This is a genomic window from Phyllobacterium zundukense, assembly GCF_025452195.1.
Lineage (GTDB): Bacteria > Pseudomonadota > Alphaproteobacteria > Rhizobiales > Rhizobiaceae > Phyllobacterium > Phyllobacterium zundukense_A.
Genome location: NZ_CP104973.1, coordinates 3120991 through 3146860 on the forward strand (window position 1 = coordinate 3120991; position 25870 = coordinate 3146860).

At 56.3% G+C, this 25870-nt stretch carries 27 protein-coding genes; 8 read left to right on the forward strand and 19 right to left on the reverse strand.

Features of this window, described 5'->3' with window-relative positions; genetic code table 11:
* Positions 1 to 55: 55 nt before the first annotated feature.
* The 8 genes from rseP to N8E88_RS27665 form a co-directional block, all read right to left on the reverse strand.
* Positions 56 to 1195 (reverse strand): RIP metalloprotease RseP, encoded by a 1140-nt coding sequence (rseP, locus tag N8E88_RS27630; RefSeq protein WP_262293365.1) that lies wholly within the window; start codon positions 1193 to 1195, stop codon positions 56 to 58.
* Between the two features lie 43 nt (positions 1196 to 1238).
* Positions 1239 to 2060 carry a phosphatidate cytidylyltransferase gene (locus N8E88_RS27635; protein ID WP_262293366.1) on the reverse strand — a complete coding sequence of 274 codons (822 nt, stop codon included), beginning with the start codon at positions 2058 to 2060 and terminating at the stop codon, positions 1239 to 1241.
* Positions 2057 to 2776 carry an isoprenyl transferase gene (locus N8E88_RS27640; protein ID WP_262293367.1) on the reverse strand — a complete coding sequence of 240 codons (720 nt, stop codon included), beginning with the start codon at positions 2774 to 2776 and terminating at the stop codon, positions 2057 to 2059. The genes N8E88_RS27635 and N8E88_RS27640 overlap by 4 nt, the downstream gene beginning before the upstream one ends.
* A gap of 146 nt (positions 2777 to 2922) precedes the next feature.
* Entirely contained in the window at positions 2923 to 3483 is a 561-nt protein-coding gene (gene frr, locus N8E88_RS27645) for a ribosome recycling factor (RefSeq protein ID WP_262293368.1), read from the reverse strand.
* Positions 3484 to 3526: 43 nt separating this feature from the next.
* Entirely contained in the window at positions 3527 to 4249 is a 723-nt protein-coding gene (gene pyrH / locus N8E88_RS27650; RefSeq protein WP_114430038.1) for a UMP kinase, read from the reverse strand.
* An 88-nt stretch (positions 4250 to 4337) separates the two neighbouring features.
* Positions 4338 to 5261, reverse strand: a complete 924-nt coding sequence (tsf, locus tag N8E88_RS27655; RefSeq protein WP_262293369.1) for a translation elongation factor Ts — start codon at positions 5259 to 5261, stop codon at positions 4338 to 4340.
* A 118-nt stretch (positions 5262 to 5379) separates the two neighbouring features.
* A complete protein-coding gene (gene rpsB, locus N8E88_RS27660; protein WP_262293370.1) occupies positions 5380 to 6186 on the reverse strand; it encodes a 30S ribosomal protein S2 in 807 nt (268 codons plus the stop codon).
* A gap of 384 nt (positions 6187 to 6570) precedes the next feature.
* Positions 6571 to 7392, reverse strand: coding sequence for a cell envelope integrity EipB family protein (locus N8E88_RS27665; RefSeq protein WP_410010625.1), 822 nt, complete (start codon positions 7390 to 7392; stop codon positions 6571 to 6573).
* A 119-nt stretch (positions 7393 to 7511) separates the two neighbouring features.
* On the opposite strand from N8E88_RS27665, the gene N8E88_RS27670 reads away from it, so the two are divergent.
* From N8E88_RS27670 to N8E88_RS27685, 4 genes are all read left to right on the forward strand, one after another.
* A complete protein-coding gene (locus tag N8E88_RS27670; protein ID WP_262293371.1) occupies positions 7512 to 7976 on the forward strand; it encodes a RidA family protein in 465 nt (154 codons plus the stop codon).
* Between the two features lie 2 nt (positions 7977 to 7978).
* Positions 7979 to 8698, forward strand: coding sequence for a glycerophosphodiester phosphodiesterase (locus N8E88_RS27675; protein ID WP_262293372.1), 720 nt, complete (start codon positions 7979 to 7981; stop codon positions 8696 to 8698).
* 107 nt (positions 8699 to 8805) lie between these two features.
* Positions 8806 to 9990, forward strand: coding sequence for a GNAT family N-acetyltransferase (locus N8E88_RS27680; protein WP_262293373.1), 1185 nt, complete (start codon positions 8806 to 8808; stop codon positions 9988 to 9990).
* A gap of 11 nt (positions 9991 to 10001) precedes the next feature.
* A complete protein-coding gene (locus tag N8E88_RS27685; RefSeq protein ID WP_262293374.1) occupies positions 10002 to 10430 on the forward strand; it encodes an HIT family protein in 429 nt (142 codons plus the stop codon).
* Here N8E88_RS27685 and N8E88_RS27690 read toward each other — a convergent pair.
* The 5 genes from N8E88_RS27690 to N8E88_RS27710 all read right to left on the reverse strand — a co-directional run bounded on the left by N8E88_RS27690 (position 10419) and on the right by N8E88_RS27710 (position 14942).
* Positions 10419 to 10766: an AzlD domain-containing protein gene (locus N8E88_RS27690; protein ID WP_114430028.1), complete on the reverse strand. Its 348-nt coding sequence runs from the start codon at positions 10764 to 10766 to the stop codon at positions 10419 to 10421. The two genes, N8E88_RS27685 and N8E88_RS27690, sit on opposite strands and share 12 nt — an antisense overlap.
* The gene (locus N8E88_RS27695; protein ID WP_315975268.1) at positions 10763 to 11551 is read right to left on the reverse strand and encodes an AzlC family ABC transporter permease; all 789 of its coding nucleotides are present in this window, start codon (positions 11549 to 11551) and stop codon (positions 10763 to 10765) included. The genes N8E88_RS27690 and N8E88_RS27695 overlap by 4 nt, the downstream gene beginning before the upstream one ends.
* 34 nt (positions 11552 to 11585) lie before the next feature.
* A complete protein-coding gene (gene clpA, locus N8E88_RS27700; RefSeq protein WP_262293375.1) occupies positions 11586 to 14054 on the reverse strand; it encodes an ATP-dependent Clp protease ATP-binding subunit ClpA in 2469 nt (822 codons plus the stop codon).
* Positions 14055 to 14060: 6 nt separating this feature from the next.
* Positions 14061 to 14414, reverse strand: coding sequence for an ATP-dependent Clp protease adapter ClpS (gene clpS, locus N8E88_RS27705; protein WP_262295661.1), 354 nt, complete (start codon positions 14412 to 14414; stop codon positions 14061 to 14063).
* Between the two features lie 195 nt (positions 14415 to 14609).
* Entirely contained in the window at positions 14610 to 14942 is a 333-nt protein-coding gene (locus N8E88_RS27710; RefSeq protein ID WP_262293376.1) for a phasin family protein, read from the reverse strand.
* Positions 14943 to 15188: 246 nt separating this feature from the next.
* Here N8E88_RS27710 and N8E88_RS27715 point away from each other — a divergent pair, with 246 nt between their 5' ends.
* Together N8E88_RS27715 and N8E88_RS27720 are read left to right on the forward strand one after the other, a co-directional pair.
* Positions 15189 to 16562 (forward strand): D-alanyl-D-alanine carboxypeptidase, encoded by a 1374-nt coding sequence (locus tag N8E88_RS27715; RefSeq protein WP_262293377.1) that lies wholly within the window; start codon positions 15189 to 15191, stop codon positions 16560 to 16562.
* A 50-nt stretch (positions 16563 to 16612) separates the two neighbouring features.
* Positions 16613 to 16882, forward strand: coding sequence for a hypothetical protein (locus tag N8E88_RS27720; protein WP_262293378.1), 270 nt, complete (start codon positions 16613 to 16615; stop codon positions 16880 to 16882).
* On the opposite strand, the gene N8E88_RS27725 is transcribed toward N8E88_RS27720, so the two are convergent.
* The gene (locus tag N8E88_RS27725; protein WP_262295662.1) at positions 16879 to 17316 is read right to left on the reverse strand and encodes a DUF1489 family protein; all 438 of its coding nucleotides are present in this window, start codon (positions 17314 to 17316) and stop codon (positions 16879 to 16881) included. The genes N8E88_RS27720 and N8E88_RS27725 overlap by 4 nt on opposite strands.
* A 116-nt stretch (positions 17317 to 17432) precedes the next feature.
* Positions 17433 to 18833, reverse strand: a complete 1401-nt coding sequence (locus tag N8E88_RS27730; RefSeq protein ID WP_262293379.1) for an L-serine ammonia-lyase — start codon at positions 18831 to 18833, stop codon at positions 17433 to 17435.
* A 218-nt stretch (positions 18834 to 19051) separates the two neighbouring features.
* Here N8E88_RS27730 and N8E88_RS27735 point away from each other — a divergent pair, with 218 nt between their 5' ends.
* A complete protein-coding gene (locus tag N8E88_RS27735) occupies positions 19052 to 19771 on the forward strand; it encodes a DUF599 domain-containing protein (protein ID WP_262293380.1) in 720 nt (239 codons plus the stop codon).
* On the opposite strand, the gene N8E88_RS27740 is transcribed toward N8E88_RS27735, so the two are convergent.
* Entirely contained in the window at positions 19766 to 21049 is a 1284-nt protein-coding gene (locus N8E88_RS27740; RefSeq protein WP_262293381.1) for an MFS transporter, read from the reverse strand. The genes N8E88_RS27735 and N8E88_RS27740 overlap by 6 nt on opposite strands.
* Positions 21050 to 21182: 133 nt before the next feature.
* Here N8E88_RS27740 and N8E88_RS27745 point away from each other — a divergent pair, with 133 nt between their 5' ends.
* Entirely contained in the window at positions 21183 to 22154 is a 972-nt protein-coding gene (locus tag N8E88_RS27745) for an acetyltransferase domain-containing protein (RefSeq protein ID WP_262293382.1), read from the forward strand.
* A 3-nt stretch (positions 22155 to 22157) separates the two neighbouring features.
* Here the strand turns inward: N8E88_RS27745 and N8E88_RS27750 are convergent, their stop codons facing one another.
* The 3 genes from N8E88_RS27750 to N8E88_RS27760 form a co-directional block, all read right to left on the reverse strand.
* The gene (locus N8E88_RS27750; RefSeq protein WP_112529338.1) at positions 22158 to 22544 is read right to left on the reverse strand and encodes a MerR family transcriptional regulator; all 387 of its coding nucleotides are present in this window, start codon (positions 22542 to 22544) and stop codon (positions 22158 to 22160) included.
* Between the two features lie 259 nt (positions 22545 to 22803).
* Positions 22804 to 24213, reverse strand: a complete 1410-nt coding sequence (gene mgtE / locus N8E88_RS27755; RefSeq protein ID WP_262293383.1) for a magnesium transporter — start codon at positions 24211 to 24213, stop codon at positions 22804 to 22806.
* Between the two features lie 195 nt (positions 24214 to 24408).
* Positions 24409 to 25854: an aldehyde dehydrogenase family protein gene (locus N8E88_RS27760; protein WP_262293384.1), complete on the reverse strand. Its 1446-nt coding sequence runs from the start codon at positions 25852 to 25854 to the stop codon at positions 24409 to 24411.
* Positions 25855 to 25870: the final 16 nt, after the last annotated feature.

The window sequence follows — 25870 nt, forward strand, 5'->3', positions numbered from 1 at the left end:
GATCATGTCGCCTGACCAGCCAGCGCCTCAAATTTTCATCAATGTTTAACGTTTGCTATCTGCAAGCAAAAAGATCGTTAAACACAACAAACCCCATGAATCCCAAGACTAAAAAGAATCCGGCGCGAAAGAAAATCTCCTGAACCGCCGGCCTGACGGGCCTGCCGATGACGGCTTCAGCGGCGTAGAAGACCAGATGCCCGCCATCGAGAGGCGGCAAGGGAAACAAATTGAGCAGGCCGATACCGATGGACAGCATTGCCGTTAGCTGGATAAGCCAATCAACGCCCTGGCTAGCCGCTTGCCCTGCCATTGTGGCGATCTTGACGGGCCCTCCCAATTGGCACTTGTCTTCGCGTCCCGCGAAGAACCGGCTGAAAAACTGACCGGTGCGGGCGATGATAAATCCGCTTTCACGCACAGCCTGAACAACTGATTCGCCAGGGCCGTATTCGATCCGCCGGAAGTTACCCAACTCCTGATTGTTTACCACACCGATCACTGCAATCTTGATAGTGTTCCCCAGCGGGTCCTTTTGCTCCAGTAGCTCGGGTGTCGCGGTCAATTGAACTTCCTGGCCCTTGCGCTCCACTACAAAATTAATGGAATCGCCGGCACGCGAAGACACGTGACGTTGAACGTCCGAAAAGGTTTCGACTTTATCGCCATCTACGCTGATGAAACGGTCACCGGGCTGGAATCCGGCAACTGCTGCAGGACCACCGGGGCGGACTTCCGCAACCATCGGGTCCGCAACCATCTTGCCATAAAGAGAGAAGAACACTGAAAAAATGGCAACGGTGAGCAATATATTGAACGCGGGGCCGGCAAAGACAGTGGCGGCACGCTTCCACACCGGCTGGGTATGAAAGGCCACCGCCCGCTCTTCCGGCGTCATCGCTGCAGCCGGCGTTCCTACGGAGCTGGATACGCCCTCGTCGCCGGCAAATTTGACGTAACCGCCGAGCGGAATTGCCGAAAGTTTCCAGCGCGTTCCCTTGCGATCGGTGAACCCGATCAATTCAGGCCCGAAGCCAACGGAGAATGCCTGGACGCCAATTCCGCACCACCGTCCTACAAGGTAGTGACCCATTTCGTGGACGAAAACCACGACGGTCAGAACAATCAGGAATGGCAGAATCGTTCCGATCAAAACGCTCTGGGTACCGAAGAGAGTATGCAGTGTTTCTGTCAATATATCCTCCGGGCCAGTCAGATGGCCCTGTGGGTTCGCTCGGCTAGAAAAGAATGTCGTATGGCGTTTCCGGTGTCACCAGAATTGCCCCGATGACGTATAGCAATGCTGCAGCAGCTACAAGCCCGTCGACCCGGTCCATCACACCACCGTGACCGGGGATGAGCTGGCCGGAGTCCTTGATGCCAAATCGACGTTTCACCCATGATTCGCCGAGATCGCCGATCTGGGCGATGATCGACAATAGAAGTGCGATCAGTGGAACGGAAACGCTACCCGTCGGCGTGATAAAGGCGGCAAGTCCGACGCCGGCCGCCACTCCTGCTGCTGCGCCGCCAATTGCTCCTGACCAGGTCTTGTTGGGCGAAAAGCGTGGCGCCAGCTTTGGCCCGCCAAGCGCCCGACCATTGAAAAACGCAAAGATATCCGTCGCCCAGACGACGGCAAACAGGAACAGGATTGCCGCAAACCCATCGCCTGTATCGCCGCGCAACAATGTCAGGGCGATGGCTGGAAAGCCGGAGTAGATGAGGCCGAACGCCGGCCAATAGCCATTGGACCGCCCGCCTATCGCGGCGACAAGCGCCGCGCCTGCAAAGAGCACGCTGATCATGGTCAAGACATCTTGGGTGAAGAGAAGGACGACCATTACACAGACTAGGCAAACCCACACCAGACCGCGAGTGACGGATGTCGACCGCTGGAATGTGATGAGCTGCCATTCGTAAAACACGCTCAGGCCAATGGCGCAGGCCAGAATGCCGAAGGCAAATCCACCGATCGAAGTAAGAACAACCGTAATGACGATAAGGACAATCGCGCTCAGAACGCGTTTTTGCAAATTGGAAAGACCATTGAAGGTCACAGAGCGATTTCCTGCGCCGCCACACCGCCGAAGCGCCGTTCACGCATCTGGAATGTTTCTACGGCTTCAGCCAGATGCGAGGGCCGGAAGTCGGGCCAATAGCAGGGCATGAACATGAATTCCGAATAGGCCGCCTGCCAAAGAAGAAAGTTCGACAGGCGCATTTCACCGCTGGTACGGATAATCAGATCTGGATCAGGGATATCGGCTGTATCCAGCCGCACCGATATGGCTTCGGGCGTAATGTCTCCAAGGGCGATAACACCCGATGCAACATCCGCAACGAGGCGCTGAACTGCGCGGGTTATTTCATTGCGTGAACCATAATTGAAGGCAATAACCAGCGTGAGTCCGGTATTTCTGACCGTCAGCGTTTCCGCTTCCTCGAGGAGGCTGCGAATGTCTTTGGCCAGATCCTGCCGCTCTCCTATGATCCGCACCCGGACGTTCTCTCTATGCAGATCCGCGAGATCGCGCCTGATAAAGAGTTTCAGAAGTCCCATAAGATCGGTCACTTCCGAGCGCGGCCGCGACCAGTTTTCGGACGAGAACGCAAACAGCGTCAGGAAAGGTATATCCATCTTGCCCGCGGCGCGGATAACCTCACGCAGCGAATCGACGCCAGCCTTGTGGCCCGCCGTGCGCGGCAGTCCCCTCGCCTTTGCCCAACGGCCATTTCCATCCATGATGATGGCAATGTGGCGCGGATTGGACATTGGCTTTGACCTCCAGTGGGACTGCTTACGCAATTATCGGTTCGGACATATTCGAGAATTCACCTCATGAGACATGTGGCTTGGTATTCGAGAACCGGAGCACTGGAAACGCAACACATATCCATCGAGTGGTGATCAAAACTTTCTCAAACCTGCATGATTTCCGCTTCTTTGACAGCAACGACTTTATCCATTTCTGCAATGGTGTCATCAGTCAGTTTCTGGACTTTTTCAGACAGGACACGATTGTCATCCTGACTGATATCGCCGTCCTTTTCCAACCGCTTCAATTCGTCCATGCCGTCGCGGCGAACGTGACGCGCTGCGACCTTAGCATGCTCGACATATTGATGGGCGATCTTGACCAGTTCCTTGCGGCGCTGCTCGTTGAGTTCAGGCAACGGAATACGCAAATTGTTGCCGTCGGTAATCGGGTTGAGGCCAAGACCGGATTCGCGGATCGCGCGGTCAACCTTGCCAACCATCGACTTGTCCCAGACGGACACGGCGAGCATTCGCGACTCTGGCACAGTGATATTGGCAACCTGATTGAGAGGCATCTGCGAACCATAGGCCTCGACTGTAATAGGCTCCAGCAGGCTTGCCGAAGCGCGACCTGTACGCAGCCCGCCGAGATCGTGTTTCAGCGCCTGTATGGCACCGTCCATGCGGCGCTTCAGGTCGTTCAGATCGAGTGCATCACTCATGCTCAATGCTCCTTATTCTTGGCGGAACTGCCCGGCAGAACAATCAATGGTCCGATACGACCGTTGCACGTCCTCTACCCTGTAGCACTTCTGCAAAACCACCCTTTTCATGGATCGAATAGACGATTATTGGGATATTATTTTCACGTGCAAGAGCTACAGCAGTCGTATCCATCACAGCGAGCCCGCGATCCAGCACGTCCTTGTGGGTCAAATGATCAAACCGCACCGCATTTGGGTCTTTTTTAGGATCCGCCGAATAAATTCCGTCAACCTGGGTGCCCTTGAACAGGGCATCGGCCCCGATCTCAGCGGCACGCAGCGCAGCTGCGGAGTCGGTCGTAAAGAAGGGATTGCCAGTACCTCCGGCAAAGATCACAACCTTGCCCATGTCCATATATTCGGTCGCCAGCCTTTGCGAAAACGTCTCGCAGAATTCAGGCATGGTAACCGCCGAAAGGACAACCGTGTCGATGCCGAGCTTCACCAGAGAAGTGCGCAGCGCCAAAGAGTTGATCACCGTTGCCAGCATGCCCATGTGGTCGCCGGTAACCCGGTCTCCACCTTTGGAGGCTACAGCTACGCCGCGAAAAATATTGCCGCCGCCGATCACCACGCCAACCTGCACACCCAATGCACGAGCTTCCGCAATATCGCTGGCAATTCGATCGGCGACAGCCACATCGATGCCGAAGCCCTGATCGCCCATGAGAGCTTCCCCTGAGGCTTTGAGCACAACGCGTTTGTAAACTGCCGTACCAGCCATGGAACCTTCCTCAACGTCGTTTCGAATTCCGGATACACGAAGGGCACCGCGTTGTCACGCGATGCCCTTTGATTTCAGCTGTCTAAGGTTACTTCTTCACAGCTGCGGCAACTTCCGCTGCAAAGTCGGTCTCTTCCTTCTCGATGCCTTCGCCAAGGGCAAAACGGACGAATGCCGTGATCTTGGCCGGTGCACCGATCGTCTTTTCGGCTTCTTTAAGAGCAGCCTCGACGGTCAGATCCGGATTGATGACGAAAGCCTGCGAGAGAAGCACAACTTCCTCGTAGAATTTGCGCAGACGGCCTTCGACCATCTTCTCGATGATGTTTTCAGGCTTGCCGGATTGACGGGCCGACTCGGTAAAGACTGCCTTTTCACGCTCGACAGCAGCTGGATCGACCTCGGCGGCAGTCAGGGCAAGCGGGTTGGTCGCCGCGACATGCATTGCGACCTGACGTCCGAAAGCCTGTGCGACATCGGCGTTGCCGGAAGTTTCGATCGCTACCAGAACGCCAAGTTTGCCGAGACCGTCGGAAACAGCATTGTGAATATAGGTTGCGACAACGCCTTCATTGACTGTCAGCGCTGCCGAGCGGCGGAACGACAGATTCTCACCGATCGTACCAACGGCGTCCTTGATCGTATCGACAACCGACTTGCCCGATGAAGGATAGGTCGCAGCTGCAACCGCAGCAGTCGAACCATCCGTCGTCAACGCCACATTGGCAACGTTGCGGACAATATCCTGGAATGCGTCGTTGCGGGCTACGAAATCGGTCTCGGAGTTGACCTCTACAACAACAGCCTTCTTGCCATTCGATGCAACGCCAACGAGACCTTCGGCAGCCGTGCGCCCGGCCTTCTTGTCTGCCTTCGAAATACCCTTGGCACGCAGCCAATCGACAGCGGCTTCCATGTCGCCATTGGTTTCAGTCAGGGCCGCTTTGCAGTCCATCATGCCGGCGCCGCTAATCTCGCGAAGTTCTTTTACTTGTGCAGCAGTAATGCTCATTCTAGTCGCCTCTTCTCAAAGCGAAGGCATACTGGAAAAACCAGCATGCCAACTTTGCGGCGCGCTATGCGCCAATCGAATCATTGTTAATCACCCGATACGACGGGTGTATGAAGCCTCAAGCGGAGGCTTCACCTTCCTGAGCAGGAGCTTCTGCCGAAGCTTCAGCCGGAACTTCGAGCGCAGGCTCGACAGGAGCTTCTTCCTGTGCACCGATATCCATGCCCAGCGAACCCTGCTGACGCAGGATGCCATCGAGTGCTGCCTTGGCAATCAGATCGCAATAAAGCGAAATCGCGCGCGACGCATCGTCATTGCCAGGGATCGGAAAATCGATCTGATCCGGATCGCAATTCGAGTCGATCACTGCAACGACCGGGATACCAAGACGCTTGGCTTCCTGGATGGCAATGGCTTCCTTGTTGGTATCGATAATGAAGATGAGATCCGGAACCGAACCCATGTTCTTGATACCGCCAAGTGCGCGGTTGAGCTTCTCGCGCTCACGGTCGAGGTTCAGACGCTCCTTCTTGGTGAAGCCCTGTGCTTCGCCGGAAAGAAGTTCGTCGAGCTTGCGCAGACGCTGAATGGAATTCGAAATCGTCTTCCAGTTCGTCATCATGCCGCCGAGCCAGCGGGCATTGACGTAATACTGGGCCGAACGCGTTGCCGCATCGGCGATGATGTCCGACGCCTGACGCTTGGTGCCAACGAACAGAACGCGGCCGCCACGGGCAACGGTGTCCGAAACCTTCTTCAGCGCTGTATTGAGCAGCGGATAGGTCTGAGCCAGGTCGAGAATGTGAATGTTGTTGCGGGAACCATAAATGTATGGTGCCATTTTCGGGTTCCAGCGATGTGTCTGGTGGCCGAAGTGAACGCCAGCTTCAAGGAGCTGACGCATGCTGAAATCAGGCAATGCCATCTCTTGTATTTCCTTTTCCGGTTGAACCTCCACGGGAAGAGGCGGGAAACCCGCCACCGGAGGCCATATCGGATTTCTCCCGATATCAACCCAAATCCCGTGTGTGGAATGAAGCGGCTGTTAATGGATAATCGTCACAAACGCAAGTGCGAGGGCGATAAAACTCAGAGTCGTGCATTTTAATGTCGCAAAAACAAGTGCGTGTTTCGGCAAGCTCACCATGAGGGAGGTGGGGCGCTTGCACGGAGTCATGTTCCGCAATGGCGGCAATTAGTTATGCGGCCTACAACTTCCCTCATGGTGAGCTTGTCGAACCACGCACAATGGAATTGCCGCCCAGTAATGCTATTCCTTGGGATTGCTGTTTATCGTCTGGCATAGCACCTACTTCGTGCACTTCGGGGCGTCGAACAGCTGCAGATTGACGAGCTTCCCCGTCATGGAGAAATCGCCATAGTCCATTTTGAGATCGCGCGTCACGCCATTGCGATACATCTTGAAATTGATCCGGTAGCTCGGCAGCCCCTCCGTCTTCTCATTGTCGTCGAAATAAGCAATCGAAACCGGCCACGTCGTTTCTTTTGCCAGGGGGCCCATGTTCTTTGTCTCGTCATCATCGGAAACCGCAGATTTGCCAATAACGACCGTCGTCGCCATTACCTTATCGGCATCTTCCGATCCGTCGAACAGCTTTGTCTGGTAGAAAACTTCCCCTGCCAACGCCTTGGAGATCAAATCCTGCATGTGGCGCGTTGGAAACTGTGATAGCTCGAGATCTTCTTTGCTTGCCTCCGGCTTTGTCAGCGAAATTTCCGTCTTGTCCTTGAGCAGTGCAGCGTCGCCGCGCACCTCCTTGGTCAAGCTCTGGTCAACGAATGTCTTGTTGACGAAGCGGAATTTGTCGCCGTTGCCGGACTCGAATGTCGTCGTCTGTTGGTCAGTCACCCGTTGAGGCTGTTCTTCCATGTCAACGCGGGTGACGAAACGAAAATTCGTCGTGTAGCCCTCGCAATCCGAGCCGTTGAATTCATAGACCATGCGGCCCGTCAAACCCGTAATCCCGCTACTGTCCTGCGCGCTGTCCAGTTTGAGATCGTAAATGGCGCGATGCGGAACAAGAGTCGCGGTTCCAGCCGCAAAAGCCATTGAGGAGCCGGTCAGGCCCAAGGCACCGAGACTGAAAACAACAACAGGTAGAATGCGCATCGACAAGATTCTCCAATATTTGAACGTGCATATTAAAATAACTCTTGGCGGAAGCGAGGCAAAAATCGCAACTTCGTTCACAATCGCTCGCGATTCCGGAAACATAAGGAAATAATCCCATGACCAGCACCATCGAAAAACGCTTGCAGGAGCTTGGTATAACGCTGCCTGTCGCAGCCGCACCGGCAGCCAATTACGTTCCATTTGCCCAGACTGGTTCACTGCTTTTGACATCTGGGCAATTGCCGCTGGCAGGCGGAAAGCTCATCCACGCCGGGCTTTTGGGTGCCGAATTGAACGTCGCACAAGGCCAGGAAGCAGCCAAAGCCTGCGCGATCAATATTCTGGCGCAGGCGAAAGCGGCACTGGACGATCTCGAACGGATCATGCGGATCGTGAAAATTACCGTGTTCGTTGCATCGACACCGGATTTCATCGAACAGCACCTCGTCGCCAACGGCGCCTCGGATCTACTCGTCGCCGTGTTGGGCGATGCAGGCCGTCATGCACGCTCGGCGGTCGGCACGGCCGCCCTGCCCCTGAACGCACCCGTCGAAATCGAAGCCATTATCGAGGTTCGTTGAACATGCCTTCTGTTGATTGGTTGAAAAGCGTGCCGATCGCACATCGCGGTCTGCACGATCTGAACAACAAGCGCTGGGAGAATACTTTGTCGGCGTTTGACGCCGCCGCAGGCGCCGGCTTTGCCATCGAATGCGACGTCCATCTCTCTGCTGACGGCAAAGCCATTGTCTTCCACGATGGTACGCTCGACCGGGTGACAGGGAGCAAAGGCACTATCGACGAGCTGACAGCCGAGCAAGCCGGCAAACTTCGTGTCGGCGGCACACAGGATCATGTGCCGACGCTGGCTCAGGCCCTCAAGTTGATTGACGGCCGCGTGCCCATCGTCATCGAACTCAAGGGAATTCCCGGGCGCGATGAGGGCCTGGTAAAGGCGGTTGCCAACGATCTAGCCGAATATGACGGCCTGGCAGCCATCATGTCCTTCGATCACCACCTGATCCGCCGTTTCGGCAAAGACGCGCCGGGCATTCCCGCCGGACTGACCGCCGAGGGTCTTCGCGATGAGGATCTCGAAGCGCATTTTTCCATGCTGGCCTACGGTATCGACTTTGTCTCCTACAACGTCCGCCATCTGGAAAACCGTTTTGTCGAACTTGTCCGGGGAACGATGGACATGCCTGTCATCTCCTGGACGGTAAGGAGCGCCGCCGAAAAAGCCGTCAGCGACGCCCTTGTCGATCAAATCACTTTTGAGGGATTTGATCCGCGGGCAGCTTGAACCCAAACCTGGCTTGCTCTTGTATCGTTTGGCAAAATACCTAGCTTAAAAGGGGCAGCAAGGCCGTTTTTCAACATTGTCGCCCAATCAGGAAGCCAAACTCAAAAATGCCAAATCTTGATCGAGGCGATTTCACCTTGCGCGTCTGCGATGGCGTTGGCGCGTTCACGCAAACGGAGTGGTCAGAGCTCTCCGGGACATCGCGCGGGGCGCCCGATTACAATCCTTTCCTGTCGCATGCCTTCCTGTCTGCGCTCGAAGATTCCGGTTGTGTCGCGCGCAAGGCCGGCTGGCTGCCGCAGTTTCTACGCCTGGAGGATGGTTGTGGCACTTTGATCGGTGCCGTCCCCTGCTATTTGAAGAGCCATAGCCAGGGCGAGTATGTCTTCGATCACGGCTGGGCCGATGCGTTCGAGCGGGCCGGTGGTCGCTATTATCCCAAATTGCAGGCGAGTATTCCCTTCACGCCAGCTACAGGTCCGCGTTTGCTGGTTCGGCGCGATCGGGATGGCGACGCGGTTCGGGCTGCTCTCGCCAATGGTCTGCGCCAGCTGACCACTCAACTCGGCGTTTCGTCAGCCCATTCCACCTTCGTCACCGAAACGGATCTGCCTGCCTTCACCGACGCCGATTTCCTGCATCGCATCGATCAGCAGTTTCATTTCTTCAATGAAGGCTATTCGACCTATGATGATTTTCTGGCAACGCTCGCCTCGCGCAAACGCAAAGCGCTGAAGAAGGAACGCCGCGGAGCCCTCGCCGACGACATCAGCATCGACTGGTTGACCGGCGGCCAGCTCACCCCGGAAATCTGGGATACTTTTTTTGCATTCTATATGGATACCGGTAGCCGAAAATGGGGACGCCCCTATCTCAATCGCAAGTTTTACACGCTGATCGGCGAGCGCATGCCCGACGATATCGTGCTGGTGATGGCGCGGCGCGACGGGCGATACATTGCTGGAGCGATCAACTTCATCGGATCGGATCGGCTCTTCGGCAGGCATTGGGGTTGCATCGAAGACCACCGTTTCCTGCATTTCGAGGTCTGTTATCATCAGGCGATCGACTTTGCTATCGAAAGAAAACTGCGTGTCGTCGAGGCCGGCGCTCAGGGTGAGCACAAGCTTGCACGTGGATATCTACCCGTGACAACGCATTCCGTGCATTATCTTGCCCATGCAGGACTACGGCGCGCCATCGATGATTTTCTTGAGCGTGAGCGCGAGGATGTCGCCTTGATGAATCATGTTCTCAACGAGCACACGCCCTTCAAGAAGTCCGACCAATAAAGAGGTACGCCATGACCCCACCCTATGATGCAAACAACATATTCGCGAAGATCCTGCGTGGGGAAATCCCGTCACACAAGCTTTTCGAAGATGAGGAAACCTATGCCTTCATGGACGTCATGCCGCAAGGCAAAGGTCATTGCCTTGCGATAATCAAGGCGCCGTTCCGCAATATCCTGGATGTTGACGAAGCCAGCCTGTCAGCCGTCATCAAAACCACGCAGAAGCTCGCACGCGCGGTCAAAGCGGCTTTCGACGCCGATGGTGTCACTGTCATCCAGTTCAACGAACCAGCCGCCGGGCAGACGGTTTTCCATCTGCATTTCCATGTCATTCCGCGTTTTGACGGCGTCGCGCTGCGGCCGCATACCGGACAGATGGAGGATCAGAACGTCCTCGCCGAAAACGCGGAGAAGATCAGGCAGGCTCTAGGTAAGTAGCAACCCGCAGAGCAGGACGGCTTCGCCGGCGATCACGCTGATGATCACACGTCTGCCGAGAGCGAGATATGCAACAAAGCCTGCTGCGGCTGCACCTATCCGAAGAAACACAGAGGTCTCCGCCAGCGCCCCGCTCGGGTAGAGTATCAATTGGGCGATGACCCCTGCGACAAGCGCCGTGGCAACGGCTCGCACTGCAATCAAAGCTTCGGAATCTTCCCGGACCCGGCCACCAATGAACACGCCGATGAAGCGCCAGACGTCGGTGGGCAACCACCCTGCGAGCAGGATGAACAGATAGGGCCACCACCAATCAGTCAGGCTCTGCCAGGTCATCCGGCGGCACTCCTCTTGGCCAGATGCACATAAGCCATGGTCACAATCCCTCCGGCAACGCCGGTCAAGAGCAGATCATAGGCAGGTGCGATCGAATGGATTACCGGAAAGAGCAACAGGCCCGAAACCATGGCAACATGGACCGATCGATCGCGTGCCGAGCCCCACAGCGAGGTCAAAAAATACATTGGCGTCAAAAAGAACAACGCAGCGAAAACCATAGGCGGAAAGTCGGTCGAGAGAACATAGACCACAGCCACCACGAGCGTGTTGGTCAACGTCAACGTAATGCCCAGACCGGCGAAATAACTCGTGCGCATATCGCGCGGAACATGCTTGAGCCGCTCCATGCCGACTACCCAAGCAGTGACGGCAATGAAATGCGACAGGAGCAACAAGGTAATCTTCCGCGTCTTGGGCCCGCGCATTTCCGGCACGAAGGCCGCCACCATTGGCATCAGGCGGATTGAAGACAGGCCGACCGCAATTGCCGCGCCGAACAGCGAATAACCGCCCGCAATTGCACCTATCAGAACGATATTGGCCGGAAGAGCCCATATGATGGCGACCATGAACGTCGCCTGTAGCAGGGTAACGCCATTTTCACTGGCAAATCCGGCAAAGCCCACATGCGCTGTCATCAGGATCAACGCGGGAATGCTTGTGATCAGGGATGCGCCTGACAGAAACCACGAAAAACGAGTTCTGAGGTTCTCATCCGCATGGTGGGAGGGCAATCCGGAATCAGCCATGCCTTCAGCGATAAACGGAAGAATGGATGCCATCAAGAAAAAGGCCACCCGAAGGTGGCCTTTTTGATTATTTCTTCCGCGGCACTTTTGGTACAGACGCCTTGGGTGGCAGCGAAGCGACATTCCTGCTGGCCGACACATCGGCCCCCGCTTTTTCAAGCGGCTTCTTCGGTGCCGGCTTCTTCTTCGCCAATGGCTTCTTTTCGACCGGTATTTCCTTCTTCGGCTTCACCACCACTTCGTCGGCGATGTAGTCGAGAACCAGACCCTTCGAACCATCAGGCTTCTCGGCAACCGAAACGCGGACTGTACCGCCCTTCTTCAGCCTGCCAAACAGCACCTCATCGGCCAGCGGCTTCTTGATGTGCTCCTGAATGACGCGGCCAAGCGGCCGGGCGCCCATGCGGTCGTCGTAGCCCTTCTCTGCCAGCCAGGCGATGGCCTCCTGCTGAAGATCGAACGTCACGCCGCGGTCGGCAAGCTGTGCCTCAAGCTGAATGACGAACTTCTGCACCACCTGATGGATAACCGGAACCGGCAATGCACCGAACGGAATGATCGCATCGAGACGGTTGCGGAACTCCGGCGTGAACAGCCGGTTGATCGCTTCCATGTCATCGCCTTCACGACGCGACGAACCGAAGCCGATTGCCGCTCTCGCCGCATCGGACGCGCCCGCATTGGTCGTCATGATCAGAATCACATTGCGGAAATCGATCTGTTTGCCGTTGTGATCAGTCAGCTTGCCGTGATCCATGACCTGCAACAGGATATTGAACAGGTCCGGATGCGCCTTTTCGATTTCATCGAGCAGCAGCACGCAGTGCGGGTGCTGATCGACACCGTCGGTCAGAAGGCCGCCCTGATCAAACCCGACATAACCGGGAGGTGCACCGAGCAAGCGCGATACCGTGTGACGCTCCATATATTCCGACATGTCGAAACGCAGGAGTTCCACACCGAGCGAGGCAGCCAATTGCTTGGCGACTTCGGTCTTGCCGACGCCAGTCGGACCCGAGAACAGGTAGGATCCGATCGGCTTTTCCGGCTCGCGCAGGCCGGCACGTGCCAGCTTGATCGAGGATGAAAGCGCTTCGATCGCTAGGTCCTGACCGTAGACGACACGCTTCAGTTCTGCCTCGAGATTGGAGAGCACAGCCTCGTCATCTTTCGAAACAGTCTTCGGCGGGATGCGGGCCATCGTGGCGATGGTTGCTTCGATTTCCTTGACGCCAATGGACTTCTTGCGTTTCGCTTCCGGCAACAGCATCTGGCTGGCACCGGTCTCATCGATGACATCGATCGCCTTGTCCGGCAATTTCCGGTCATTGATGTAACGCGCTGAAAGTTCGACCGCCGACTTGATCGCCTCCACTGTGTACTTGACCTTGTGGAAGTCTTCGAAATACGGACGCAGGCCCTTCATGATCTCGATTGCATCGGGGATCGACGGCTCATTGACATCGATCTTCTGGAAACGCCGCACAAGCGCCCTGTCCTTCTCGAAGAACTGGCGAAACTCCTTGTAAGTCGTTGAACCGATGCAACGAATGGCACCCGTCGAAAGCGCTGGCTTCAGGAGATTGGATGCATCCATCGCACCGCCTGACGTGGCTCCGGCACCTATGATCGTGTGGATTTCGTCGATGAACAGGATCGCACCCGGAAACTCTTCGAGCTCCTTGATGACCTGCTTCAAACGTTCTTCGAAATCACCGCGATAGCGTGTACCCGCAAGCAATGTGCCCATATCCAGCGAGAATACGGTCGCATCGCTGAGGACGCTTGGAACCTTGCCTTCGACGATGCGCTTGGCGAGACCTTCGGCAATGGCGGTCTTGCCAACGCCGGGATCGCCGACGTAAAGCGGATTGTTCTTCGAACGGCGGCAAAGGATCTGGATCGTCCGGTTGATCTCCTGATCACGGCCGATAAGCGGATCGATCTTGCCCGCCTTGGCGCGATCATTGAGGTTGATGCAGTAGGCCGACAAGGCATCCTGCTTCTTCTTGGTCGCACCCTCTTCCGACTCGGCGGCATGATTATCTTCGCTCGGGCTTTCAGCTCCAAGCGGCGTGCGCGGCTCCGAGGCGCCGGGGCGCTTGGAGATTCCATGGGAAATGTAGTTGACCGCATCGTAGCGGGTCATCTGCTGTTCCTGCAGGAAGAAAGCCGCATGGCTTTCGCGTTCGGCAAAAATAGCAACGAGAACGTTGGCTCCGGTCACTTCTTCGCGGTTGGAGGATTGGACGTGAATGACTGCACGTTGGATAACGCGCTGGAAAGCCGCAGTCGGCTTGGAATCCTCATCGTAACCGGTGACAAGGTTATCCAGTTCGTTGTCGACGTAGTCGGTCACGGTTCGCGTCAGTTGAGCCAAGTCGACATTGCACGCACGCATGACACTGCTTGCATCCTGATCATCGATCAGCGCGAGAAGCAGATGCTCCAGCGTCGCATATTCGTGATGATGCTCGTTGGCAATTGTCAGCGCCTGATGCAGGGCGCGCTCCAGACTAGGTGAGAAAGATGGCATGAAACCTCACTTTTTCTCCATCACGCATTGCAGCGGATGTTGGTTTTGCCGCGCATAGTCCATGACTTGTGTCATCTTGGACTCCGCGACCTCATAGGTAAAGACACCACATTCTCCGACCCCATGATTATGCACATGGAGCATGATGCGCGTAGCATCTTCTCTGTTCTTCTGGAAAAACCGCTCCAGGACGTGAATGACGAATTCCATGGGCGTGTAATCGTCATTCAGAAGCAACACGCGATAAAGGCTGGGTTTCTTCATTTTGGGTTTGGTCCGGGTTATGACAGCCGTTCCCCGACCGGGCCCGTTGCCGCTTCCCTTGTCCTCATCCTGCATCATGGGTGAAAACCGCTTCATCTCTTCCGATACCCGCATTCTCATAGTGTGTCGCTCTATGCATTCTATGTAGGTCGCTCCGGCTTGATTTTAAGCCCTCTCCCGAAGCTTGCAATATCAAGTTGTGGTTGCAAAGGCCGAATTGCCCCGCAGAAATAAAAAAAGCCCGATTGCACGTGGCAGCCGGGCTTTTTCTAGTGGTGAAGTAGATGATATTTACTTCGTCACCTCGGCTACGGCTGCCTCATAGGGTCTGTATGCTTCCTTGGCGAGATTGGCGTAGAGCTCGCCGAATTTCGTCGCCTGAGCAACAAAGGCTTCATATGCCTTTTTCGAAAAGACGCTGTGGGTTTCGAATATCTGTGCAGGCGATTTGGTGGTAGCCAGTTTTTCGATCAGAACGCTACCCTCTTCGAACGACTTTTTGGAATAGTCCGCCGCTTCATTGGCGATCGTCTGCAATCCGAGGGTGAGAGCTGAGACACTCTTCATCGCAGTATTGGCGAATTCCTTGCCGGACTCATTCAGGGTTTCGAACGGAGTGGCCATTTGTCGATCCTTTCAAAGTTGAAATTTCCTACCCACCCAGAGGTAGGGTGCAGTGCACAAAAAGTCAAATTTATACCGCGTTGCAATATTAATCTAAAATTTAACCCAAATATTGCGGAAAAGGTGAACGGCCCGGTTACCATAAACAGTTTGGTAACGCTGGTGCGACTAAAGTCAAAAAATTCGTTCTGATGAATCAGGGTCATCAGGAAAGTTTCTACGCGCATATTCGAGCAGGTGTTGATTGTGCATCATAAGGCCCACCAAGGTTCCAACTACGTACAAAAATTGGGTTATGCATTTCTGGCTCTGCTGTTAGGCGCCGGGATAAACATCGCTGAGGCGCCTTCGGCAGCCGCGGCTTCGAAAGAAGCGGCTATCGTCGTCGATGCCAATACGGGTAAGACACTGTATTCATCCAACGCGGATGCGCAGCGCTACCCGGCATCTCTGACGAAGATGATGACGATCTATATGCTGTTCGACGCAATGGCATCTGGCAAGGTTTCCAAATCGACGCCTATCCCCGTTTCCGCCTACGCGGCAGCGCAGCCGCCCACAAAAGTTGGCTTCCAGCCCGGACAAACGATCAGTGCGGAAGCTGCGATTCTCTCGCTTATCACCAAGTCCGCAAACGACTCGGCTACAGCTATCGCAGAGTTCCTTGGTGGATCGGAACCACGCTTTGCCGTGATGATGACCGACAAGGCCCGCCAACTTGGCATGCGCAATACGCAGTTCCGCAATGCAAACGGCCTGCCCGACCCCAACCAGCATTCGACCGCACGCGATCTCGCATTGCTGGGCGTCGCTCTTCGTGAGCACTTTCCACAGTATTATAGCTACTTCTCCACCCGAAGCTTCAGCTATCGTGGCCGCCGTATCGTTGGCCACAACCGCCTTCTCGGCAAGATCCAGGGTGTGGATGGTATCAAGACCGGCTATACCCGCGCTTCCGGTTTCAACCTGGTTTCGTCGGTCAGCACTGACGGAAAGAAGCTCGTCGCGGTCGTCATGGGCGGGTCCAGCACGCCGGCACGCGATGCCCAGATGGCCGGGCTCATTGCCAAATATCTTCCGTCGGCGTCGCGCCGTGACAGCGGCAACCTGATTGCCTCGCGCAAGAACAGCAAGGTCGAGGTCGCGGCTGTTGAACTCCCCGCGAGCAACGAGGCGCCAATCCCTGTTCAACGTGAGCAGGCAGCGGTCGAACAGCCCGCCGAGGTCGTGACGGCCTATGCAGAGCCGGCACCGACCCCGTCGCCAGCCGAACGTATTTTGCATGTCCCTGCCCCATCACCGAAGGTTGAAATCGGCGAAGGCGATGTAGACGAGGTCGATCCGGTGACTACCGCATCGGCGCCTTCGGGCGGCTGGATGGTGCAGATCGCTTCGGTCGGCAGCTCCGAGGAAGCCAAGGCAATGCTATCCAAGGCCGCCGCACAGGTTGGCGGTCCGATCGCAGCACTCTCGCCCTATACGGAAAAGTTCCATAAGGGTTCGACAACCTATCACCGGGCTCGCTTTGCCGGCATCTCCTCCGCCAAGGAAGCCAACACTGCTTGTGCGGCACTGAAACGCCAGAAATTCAACTGCTTTGCCATTGCTCCGCAATCGTAAGGCACGCGATCTGAAAGACCCCGATTTGTACAGCGTAAAGGGTTTTGCGAATGTCCAGTACCAGAGAAATACGTGAGCCGGCTGATCCGACAGCCAGAGAAACCAAGCCATTTTTTGGCGGAATGCAAGCTCTGCAACAGGCTGCAATGAAGATTGCCGACCTGCGCCGGGGCAATTCTGCCTTCAAGACCATGGATCTGGTGAATGTGCTGCTTTGCCAGGCTGCGCGCACGCGCAGGGCCGCGATGCCGCCTGTGCGGCTGCGTTTACACGCTGACAGCCGCAATGGCGTGTCGCCGGTAAGACTTCGGGTTTCCTAGAGCAAGCCTAGAGCTGCAAGCTCGTTGCGAAGTTCTGGCGGTAGTTTCGCCCGCCCGATCTTGCCGTATCCTTCATCGAAGGGCGCGTCTTCGCTGGTCAGATAACGCCAGCCCTGAAATGCCCGGCGCGGCTGCCATTCCGTTGGAATGATGCGCGGGTCGAGCACGAGGTGGCAGCGTGAGATACCTTCATCGTCGGTAAACGTCCTGATGTCGGTCAGTCGCTGACGGCATTGGACATTGCCCTTGATCACCCAATAGAGCGATCCGCCATCGAGCAGTTCCTCGACGCGCTTTGGTACCATGCGGGTTGTATGAAATTGTTCGGCCGGCAACCCTGCCCGCCTGCGCTCGTCGAGCTTGAAATCGATCCACGCCGCGAGTTCTTCGATCGCGCTGCATCCGACACAGAGTTTTACGAGATTGAGGGCCATAGCCAAGCATTTACGCTCTCAGGTTGTGGCGTCAATCAAAACTGACCAGTTCTCCACAAAGCCTTGTTTGCAAGCGCCGTAATGGTGGCCATCAGGGGGGATTGGCAAAGGTCTTTTCAGCACTCCACTACATTAACGGCCAACCCGCCAAGACTGGTTTCCTTGTAGCGTTCGTTCATATCGACGCCGGTCTGCCGCATCGTTTCAATGCAGGCATCGAGTGGCACGAAATGCGTGCCGTCGCCCTTCACCGCCAGCGAAGCTGCCGTCACCGCCTTTACCGCACCAAGCGCATTGCGCTCGATGCAGGGTACCTGCACGAGTCCGGCAACCGGGTCACAGGTCATGCCGAGATGATGCTCCAGCGCAATTTCAGCGGCATTTTCGATCTGTTCAGGCGAACCGCCAAGCACTGCTGCAAGCCCGGCGGCAGCCATGGCGGATGCGGAACCCACTTCGCCCTGACAACCGACTTCCGCGCCGGAGATCGAAGCGTTGGTCTTGATCACCCCGCCGATAGCCGCCGAGGTCAGCAGGAAATCACGAATGCCGTTTTCGTCGGCATCGTCGTGGAAATGCAGATAGTAGCGCAGCACCGCAGGAACGACCCCGGCAGCACCATTGGTTGGCGCCGTTACAACTCGCCCGCCCGCTGCGTTCTCCTCATTGACTGCCATCGCATAGACAGAGAGCCAGTCATTGGCAAGCAGCGGATTGATACGGTTTTGCCGCCACTCTTCCTGCAGGCGATCATGCAGGTAGCGTGCGCGGCGCTTGACCTTGAGGCCACCCGGCATGATGCCCTCCTGCTCCAGGCCGCGATCGATACAGGAGCGCATCGCCGCCCAGATCCGGTCGAGACCGGCATTCAGTTCATCGCGGCTCATGAAGACTTCTTCGTTGCTGCGTTTCATTTCAGCAATGGAAAGGCCGCTTTCCTTCGCCATGCTCATCATCTGAGCGGCATTCTTGAACGGGAAAGGCACCGGATGTTCCGGCTTCGGCGCGGTCCGAGTTTTCGCAGCCTCGAGCTCTTCCTCGGTCACGACGAAACCGCCGCCAACCGAATAGAAAATCCGGCGCAAGAGCAGCCGGTCATCGACGTCATAGGCTTCAAACGCCATGCCGTTGGCGTGACCGGGGAGCGGCGTCCGCCGATCCATGATGAGATCGGTCGCCGGATCGAAGCGATAGCTCGGGTGGCCTTCGGGCGAAATGCGTTTGGTCTGCTTCACGGTCTCGAGCAGTGCGTCCATCTGGTTTGGATCGACGGTGGCCGGCAACAGGCCGCACAACCCGAGAATGACAGAGCGATCGGTTGCATGGCCGATGCCGGTAAAAGCCAGCGAGCCATGCAGATGAACGCACAACCGATCCACCTTGACGCCGGTCGGCCGTGGCCATTGCCCGCTCTTGAGTTCCTCAAGAAACAGGCTGCCGGCAGTCATCGGACCCATCGTATGGGAACTCGAAGGACCAATGCCGATTTTATACAGATCGAAAACCGACAGAAACATTTACAGCCTTTGAATTGGTGAAATCACTTGCGCCGCATAATGGCCTGCTGGCGACATTTGCCGCAGCCCGGCACCGACTTCACCTTGCGTTTCTACGACATAGGTCAGCCGGCGCAAAAGTCAAAGAAAAAGCCTGCAGTCCCTTCGTTCGCGAGATTTGCGAACCTATCAAATTCACGTACATTCGAATCGTCAGTTGTTGCTTAAAGAGAGATCCAATGGAAGCTGCCCCGAACACATCCTATTGGCTCGACATACTCGCCCTGGTCTATTTCTTCGTTGTCTGGGCGCTCTATTCCCATACCACCGCAAACGGGTTTGCGGGGAAAAAATCATTGACCTACGAGATGAACCAGGCGCGGCGGCAATGGATGGCGACCATGGCGACACGCGAATTGCGCATGATCGACACAAGCATCATGATCGGTTTGCAGCAGGGCACCGGCTTTTTTGCGTCAACCTCCATTCTGGCGATCGGCGGATGTTTCGGCCTGTTGAATTCCTCCGGCCGCGTTCTGACGCTGTTTCACGACCTGCCGTTCCTGGGCAATACCACCCAGCAATTGTTTGAAACAAAAATCCTCGGGCTTCTCGTTCTCTTCGCCTATGCATTCTTCAAATTTGCCTGGTCATATCGTCTTTTCAATTATTGTTCGATTCTGATCGGCAGCGTTCCGATGGCGCGCGACAAGGGCCCGGACGATCCGGTTGTGCTTGCAGGGATCAATCGCGCGGCGGGGATCAATATCCAGGCCGGCCAGCATTTCAACAGTGGCTTGCGCGGCATCTTCTTTTCTATCGGATATCTCGGGTGGTTTCTTCATCCCGTGCTGTTCATGATCACGACGACGCTGGTCGCCATAGTGTTGCTCAGGCGCCAGTTCTTTTCCAGGGCGCGCGATGTGCTGATGCAAAACAGCGTCAGTACTGACCTATAGGCCGCGTGGCAGGTAACGCCAGACGAACACGGCCGTGAATATCATCAGCATTGCCAGCGCGATGAAGATCGAGCCGAAATGGAAAAACGTCAGGATGATCGAATAGAAAAATGCCGGCAATATCTCGGAAAAATCGAGATAGGTCCGGTAAACCGCCGTCATCTGTGCCCGTTCATGCGGATGGACTGCGCGGATGAATGTCGTTGAGCCGAGGGTGTCGATAGCAACGCAGAAAAAGGCTCCAAAAAGCAGCATGATCGCTGCCAGCATAGGAAATCTTTCGCCGGCAATGCCCGCTCCTATGAGCGCCACGGCCAGCAAGACAAACACACCGGAAATCGTCCGCATCAGTCCCTTGGCCATGCCCACTTTGCCCCACAGGATGGAGCCGAGCAGAAACAAATTGCCGAGCGAAACCAGAAGACCACCGGCAAGATTGCCCTGCCCCGTCGCGACCATCAGGATCGGTCCATAGACGAAAAACGTACTCCAGTAGCACGAGCGCGAAAACGCGATCAGCCAGGCCAGCCGCAATCTCGGTTGCACGACGAAGCGGCGCACATTGGCGATGGGATTGGCCGGGCGGCTCGGCCCCTTCTGCAGCGCCGGATTGTCGCTGAGGCGGAAATACCAGAACAGCGTCAGCAGCAGCAGCGAGAAACCTATCGACAACAGGAACGGCGCGACCATCCCGACTTGTGTATAGAGGAAGACGCCGAGAAACGGTCCGGCGGTCCACGCAAGCGTTGCCGTCGCCATTCGCACGGATTCGGCGCGGACCAGTTCACCCTTCTTGATATGATCCATGATGTAGAGGCTGAGCGTGATCGATAACGTTCCCGAGCCGAACGTGCGCAGGAACAGGCCAGCCGCCTGCCCCGGCAGGGTATCGAGCGCGAAGGCAACGCACCCGAGTATCAGGGACACGGTTCCGGCCGTGTATACCCAGCGTCGCGGAATCCGGACAATGAGCAACGGGATCGAGAGCGTAGAGATCAGCCCAAGCAATGACATGCAGGTGTAGAGGATACTGACGCCGCGCTCGCTCTGCATGAGATCGTAGGTCTGGATCGGCACGACACTGGTGATGATCGCCCGTGCCATCGATTCGATGCCAAAGAGGATCGCGAAGACCCGCGCCGTCGGGCGCTTGGCCGTGGTAATCCAGATAGGATGGCGAACTTGATTGATCACTGGGATGACTTTGGGGGGCATTGATTCGAGCGTCGCCGGAAGTTTCGGCTGCGCGACGAGCGATAGCAGTCGATCAAGCGACATAATATGTCCGTTTCACAGAAACCGTTGAATATGTAAGAAAAATCTTCCGTTGCTTGTCAGCCAAAGACCATGGATTTTGCCAGCCATGTCGCCTAGCCTGCGCCAATTGCTGCAATGATCGAGTTCCCCGCACATGAATAGAACCGAGACTGTGAATGCACCCCCAAAGACGCGTCTCGGCAAGCTGGACGTATTGCGCGGTATCGCCCTTATCGCCATGGCGACCTACCACACGGGCTGGGATTTCGAGTTTTTCGGCTATCTCGAACCCGGAACAACCGGCCATGGCGCCTGGAAACTGTATGCCCGTGTCATCGCCTCGACTTTCCTCGCGCTTGTCGGCTTCAGCCTTGTGCTGGCGCATGGTCGCGGCATTCGCTGGCGCTCGTTTGGCATCCGCCTCGCCCAGATCGTCGCTGCCGCACTGGCGATTACGCTCGTCACGATGTACGTTACGCCGCAGAGCTTCGTGTTTTTCGGGATCCTGCACGAAATAGCGGCGGCGAGTGTTCTGGGACTGTTGTTTTTGCGGTTGCCTGCGCCGGTTATTGCTGCGGCAGCAGGGGCGGTCATTGCCCTTCCGCATTATTTCGTCTCGCCGGCATTCGATGCGCCGGTATTCTGGCCGCTCGGGCTCTCGGAAATCATCATAAGATCAAACGATTACGTACCGATCTTTCCATGGTTCGGCGCTGTTCTTGCAGGCATGGCGCTCGCCAAGACGATGCAACATTTCAATGCACTCAAATTGTTTGCCGGAAACATCGCTCCATCCTGGCTCGATCGCGGCCTCCGTTTCATCGGCAGGCACAGTCTTGCCTTCTACCTGATCCACCAGCCGGTGATCATTGCTTGCGTTTTTCTTATTTCGCAACTGTTCCCACCGGCGGTTCCGGCACCACGCGAGGTCTTCGGCAAGGCCTGTGTGCAAAGCTGCCAGAACGACAACGACAAGGCTTTTTGCGAGAAGTTCTGCGATTGCGTCATCGGGCAGACCGAAGCGCAGGGCATCTTCGATGAGATGTTTGCGGGAAAGCGCGATCAAAACGATTCACAGATGCAGGAAATCGCCGGCATCTGCACACGGGAAAACACGCCGCAATAAGGGCTATGTATTTACTCCCAATTCCGCCAGCCGCTCGATACAGCCTTCCTCGACCTGATCGAGTTCAGCCAGTGTTTCCTCGATGTCCCTGCGCTTCTGGCGCAGCTCAGCGCGCTTTTCCTCGACGCGCTTCATCATCAGATGCAGCTGTCCCATTTCTCCGGGCGGCTCCTTGTACATCTGGATGATTTCTTGAATCTCGGCGATCGAAAAACCGAGCCGTTTGCCGCGTAGTATCTGCTTGAGCAAATGCCGGTCGGACGGCCGGAACAGCCTGGTCCGTCCGCGTCTGACCGGGTGAATCAGATCTTCATCCTCGTAGAACCGCAATGTACGCGTGGACACGCCAAACTCCCGCGTCAGTTCAGTAATGGTGTAATATTCGCGCATTGCAGACACAGCCCCAGTTGTATCGATTGAATCTTTTGCTCACGCAATTACGTAAAAGTCAATTGCACGATTGTATTCGGTTGCGAACTTTAGAGCCCGTTTGGAAAGTCGCTGCGGTGAGTCAGATAGCGTGGTTTTCGAGAACCGGAGCGCAGCGTACATTGAGTACGTGAGCACCGGAAGCGCAGAAAATCGCGTCAGATGGCCGCCGCAGTAGAGTTTCAAGACGGCTCTTAGTCCATATCTCACCAAACGGATGTTATTTAAAGCCGAACCACCAGGTTGCCAGACCGAGAAACGACGAAAAGCCGACGACATCGGTAACCGTGGTAACGAATACCGCCGACGCTATGGCCGGGTCAGCACCGAAACGATGCAGCAACAACGGAATCAGAATACCACCAAGTGCGGCTGCAAGCATGTTGATGATCATCGCTGCTGCAATAATACCGCCAATATGGACATTTGCGAACCAGAGACCCGCAATGACACCAATCATGATCGCGAAAATGACCCCGTTGATGAGCCCCACCGAAGCCTCGCGGCGAATGATGCGGCCGGCGTTGTAGATATCCATGTCCCGTGTCGCCAGTGCCCGAACAGTCACGGTCATTGTCTGCGTGCCTGCATTGCCACCCATGGATGCCACGATGGGCATAAGCACCGCCAGAGCCACCATCTGCTGGATGGTGCCATCGAACAATCCGATCACAGATGCCGACAGGAATGCAGTGAACAGGTTGATCACCAGCCAGGGCGTACGTGAGCGCGACGTGGACAGCACCGAATCGGACAGTTCTTCGTCGCCGACGCCGCCGAGACGCAAGATATCTTCCTCGGCCTCTTCCTGAATGACGTCCACGATGTTCTCGATGGTCAGAACACCGACAAGCCGGTCGTTTTCGTCCACCACCGCTGCCGACAACAGGTCGTATTGCTCGAAGATTTGCGCGGCTTCTTCCTGGTCCATGGTCGCCGGGATCGCATGTCGCGTCTCGTGTGTGATCTCGTCGATTTTGACGTCGCGCCGGGTCCGCAGGATGCGATCGAGGTCGATCGCGCCCAAGAGCCGGAACATCGGGTCGATAACGAATATCTGCGAGAACGACTCGGGCAGGTCGTCATTGTCGCGCATGTAGTCGATGGTCTGGCCGACAGTCCAGAATGGCGGCACCGCGACAAACTCCGTCTGCATGCGGCGTCCGGCGGTTTCCTCCGGGTAGCCAAGGGAACGGCGCAGTCGAACCCTTTCGGTAAACGGCAGCTGCGCCAGAATCTCGTCGCGGTCTTCTTGCTCAAGGTCTTCAAGGATGTAGACCGCATCGTCGGAATCGAGTTCCTGAACGCCTTCGGCGATCTGCCGGTTCGGCATCGCATCAACGATTTCAAGGCGAACCGCCTCGTCAACCTCGGTCAGTGCGGCAAAATCGAATTCGTCGCCCAGAAGTTCAACGAGGGCCCTACGCTGATCTGGCTGCAGAGCCTCGAGGACGTGGCCAAGCTCCGACTGGTGCAGCTTGCCGACATGCGCCCTTAGAAAGAGAACGTCCCGGTCCGCAATAGCGGCGCCGACACGCGCCAGATAGGACGTGCGGACAGCACCGTCCTCGCCATAGATGTTGGCATCCTCGTCTTCAGGTGCGGATTCCGGGAGAGTATCTGTTTCCATCTATCCGCACCTGCCTTTCCTGACAAATATGGCGTCTCGTCAGTTAAAACTCAGTGTCCGTCTTGAAAGTCGCTGCGGCTAGTCAGATGGCGTGGTTTTCGAGAACCGGAGCGCAGCGTACATTAAGTACGTGAGCACCGGAAGCGCAGAAAAATCGCGTCAGATGACCGTCGCAACAGAGTTTCAAACCGACACTCAGGCAGCGTTGTCTTCCCAACCGCTGATCGCCTTCACTTCAAGGAAATCCTCGATCCCGAAGTGACCGCCTTCGCGCCCGATGCCCGACTGCTTGTAGCCGCCGAACGGAGCGTCTGCTGCATGCTCGGCACCATTAATACGCACCATGCCAGCGCGCAACTGCTTCGACACGCGCTTGATGCGCTCGCGATCGCCCGACTGGATATAGGCAGCAAGACCGTATGGCGTGTCATTGGCGATCTCTACCGCTTCTTCCTCCGTGTCGAAGGGGATCATCGCCAGTACCGGTCCGAAGATTTCTTCGCGGGCGATCGTCATGTCATTGTTGACGTCGGCGAAAACCGTCGGACGGACGTAGTAACCCCGATTGAAGCCTTCGGGGCGTCCGGTACCGCCGGCAATCAGCCGCGCGCCTTCCTTGATGCCCTGCTCGATCAGTCCCTGCACCTTGTTGAACTGCATCTCAGACACAAGCGGACCCATGTGATCGCCGTCCTGCGATGGATCGCCGACCTTGGTGGCCTTGGCGGTCTCGGCAGCGATTTCGGTCGCCTTGCCATAGACCGAGCGCTCAACCAGCATGCGCGTCGGTGCATTGCAGGACTGGCCGGTATTGTTGAACACATGCTCGACGCCGCGCTTGACGGCAGCTTCAACATCCGAATCTGCAAACACGATGTTCGGCGACTTGCCGCCGAGCTCCAGCGATACGCGTTTGACCGTATCGGCCGCAGCCTTGGTCACGGCAACGCCGGCGCGGGTGGAACCCGTGAACGACATCATGTCGATGCCGGGATGAGCTGACATGGCTGCACCAACTGATGGGCCATCACCATTGACCAAATTGAACACACCGGCAGGAAGACCCGAGGCATCGACCATTTCCGCAAAAATCACTGATGAAATTGGCGCAATCTCGGAGGGCTTGAGAATGACGGTACACCCTGCGGCAATCGCTGGAACGACTTTCAGAACCACCTGGTTCATCGGCCAGTTCCACGGCGTGATCAGGCCGCAGACACCGATCGGCTCGTACGCAAGCCGGACCGTGTCGTGACCGTTTAGCGGCCGCTCGAACTCGAACTCTTTGAGTGACCGGATGAAAGCCTTGATATGGCCGGTCCCGGATGCCGCCTGTTCATCCAGCGCCATTGTGATCGGGGCGCCCATTTCGGACGAGATAGCCTTGGCCATATCGGCGATACGCGATTTATAAACGGCAAGCAGCCGCTCAAGCCACGCCAGGCGCTCTTCGCGGCTGGTCACGCTCCATGTGGTGAAAGCCTTGCGCGCGGCGGATACGGCCTTGTCGACATCGGCTGCAGAACCCAGCGAGATCACGGCAAATGCCTGCTCGTCAGCCGGATTGATTACCTCAAGCTCTTTCGCCACTACCGGCGCTATCCACTTTCCATCGATATAGAAATCGGTCTTGCGAAGCATGGTCTGTCTCCTGCCT

What these genes read in the sequence shown, in the direction of transcription:
- N8E88_RS27710 (WP_262293376.1), bottom strand. Translation starts at nt 14,942, where the DNA reads ATGGCCACTCCGTTCGAAACCCTGAATGAGTCCGGCAAGGAATTCGCC.
- pyrH (WP_114430038.1), bottom strand. Translation starts at nt 4,249, where the DNA reads ATGGCTGGTACGGCAGTTTACAAACGCGTTGTGCTCAAAGCCTCAGGG.
- mgtE (WP_262293383.1), bottom strand. Translation starts at nt 24,213, where the DNA reads ATGGAAACAGATACTCTCCCGGAATCCGCACCTGAAGACGAGGATGCC.
- N8E88_RS27670 (WP_262293371.1), top strand. Translation starts at nt 7,512, where the DNA reads ATGACCAGCACCATCGAAAAACGCTTGCAGGAGCTTGGTATAACGCTG.
- N8E88_RS27680 (WP_262293373.1), top strand. Translation starts at nt 8,806, where the DNA reads ATGCCAAATCTTGATCGAGGCGATTTCACCTTGCGCGTCTGCGATGGC.
- N8E88_RS27675 (WP_262293372.1), top strand. Translation starts at nt 7,979, where the DNA reads ATGCCTTCTGTTGATTGGTTGAAAAGCGTGCCGATCGCACATCGCGGT.
- N8E88_RS27695 (WP_315975268.1), bottom strand. Translation starts at nt 11,551, where the DNA reads ATGGCATCCATTCTTCCGTTTATCGCTGAAGGCATGGCTGATTCCGGA.
- N8E88_RS27745 (WP_262293382.1), top strand. Translation starts at nt 21,183, where the DNA reads ATGAATAGAACCGAGACTGTGAATGCACCCCCAAAGACGCGTCTCGGC.
- tsf (WP_262293369.1), bottom strand. Translation starts at nt 5,261, where the DNA reads ATGAGCATTACTGCTGCACAAGTAAAAGAACTTCGCGAGATTAGCGGC.
- N8E88_RS27760 (WP_262293384.1), bottom strand. Translation starts at nt 25,854, where the DNA reads ATGCTTCGCAAGACCGATTTCTATATCGATGGAAAGTGGATAGCGCCG.
- N8E88_RS27720 (WP_262293378.1), top strand. Translation starts at nt 16,613, where the DNA reads ATGTCCAGTACCAGAGAAATACGTGAGCCGGCTGATCCGACAGCCAGA.
- N8E88_RS27640 (WP_262293367.1), bottom strand. Translation starts at nt 2,776, where the DNA reads ATGTCCAATCCGCGCCACATTGCCATCATCATGGATGGAAATGGCCGT.
- frr (WP_262293368.1), bottom strand. Translation starts at nt 3,483, where the DNA reads ATGAGTGATGCACTCGATCTGAACGACCTGAAGCGCCGCATGGACGGT.
- N8E88_RS27690 (WP_114430028.1), bottom strand. Translation starts at nt 10,766, where the DNA reads ATGACCTGGCAGAGCCTGACTGATTGGTGGTGGCCCTATCTGTTCATC.
- N8E88_RS27740 (WP_262293381.1), bottom strand. Translation starts at nt 21,049, where the DNA reads ATGTCGCTTGATCGACTGCTATCGCTCGTCGCGCAGCCGAAACTTCCG.
- N8E88_RS27750 (WP_112529338.1), bottom strand. Translation starts at nt 22,544, where the DNA reads ATGCGCGAATATTACACCATTACTGAACTGACGCGGGAGTTTGGCGTG.
- N8E88_RS27665 (WP_410010625.1), bottom strand. Translation starts at nt 7,392, where the DNA reads ATGCGCATTCTACCTGTTGTTGTTTTCAGTCTCGGTGCCTTGGGCCTG.
- clpS (WP_262295661.1), bottom strand. Translation starts at nt 14,414, where the DNA reads ATGAAGCGGTTTTCACCCATGATGCAGGATGAGGACAAGGGAAGCGGC.
- clpA (WP_262293375.1), bottom strand. Translation starts at nt 14,054, where the DNA reads ATGCCATCTTTCTCACCTAGTCTGGAGCGCGCCCTGCATCAGGCGCTG.
- N8E88_RS27730 (WP_262293379.1), bottom strand. Translation starts at nt 18,833, where the DNA reads ATGTTTCTGTCGGTTTTCGATCTGTATAAAATCGGCATTGGTCCTTCG.
- N8E88_RS27725 (WP_262295662.1), bottom strand. Translation starts at nt 17,316, where the DNA reads ATGGCCCTCAATCTCGTAAAACTCTGTGTCGGATGCAGCGCGATCGAA.
- N8E88_RS27685 (WP_262293374.1), top strand. Translation starts at nt 10,002, where the DNA reads ATGACCCCACCCTATGATGCAAACAACATATTCGCGAAGATCCTGCGT.
- rpsB (WP_262293370.1), bottom strand. Translation starts at nt 6,186, where the DNA reads ATGGCATTGCCTGATTTCAGCATGCGTCAGCTCCTTGAAGCTGGCGTT.
- N8E88_RS27735 (WP_262293380.1), top strand. Translation starts at nt 19,052, where the DNA reads ATGGAAGCTGCCCCGAACACATCCTATTGGCTCGACATACTCGCCCTG.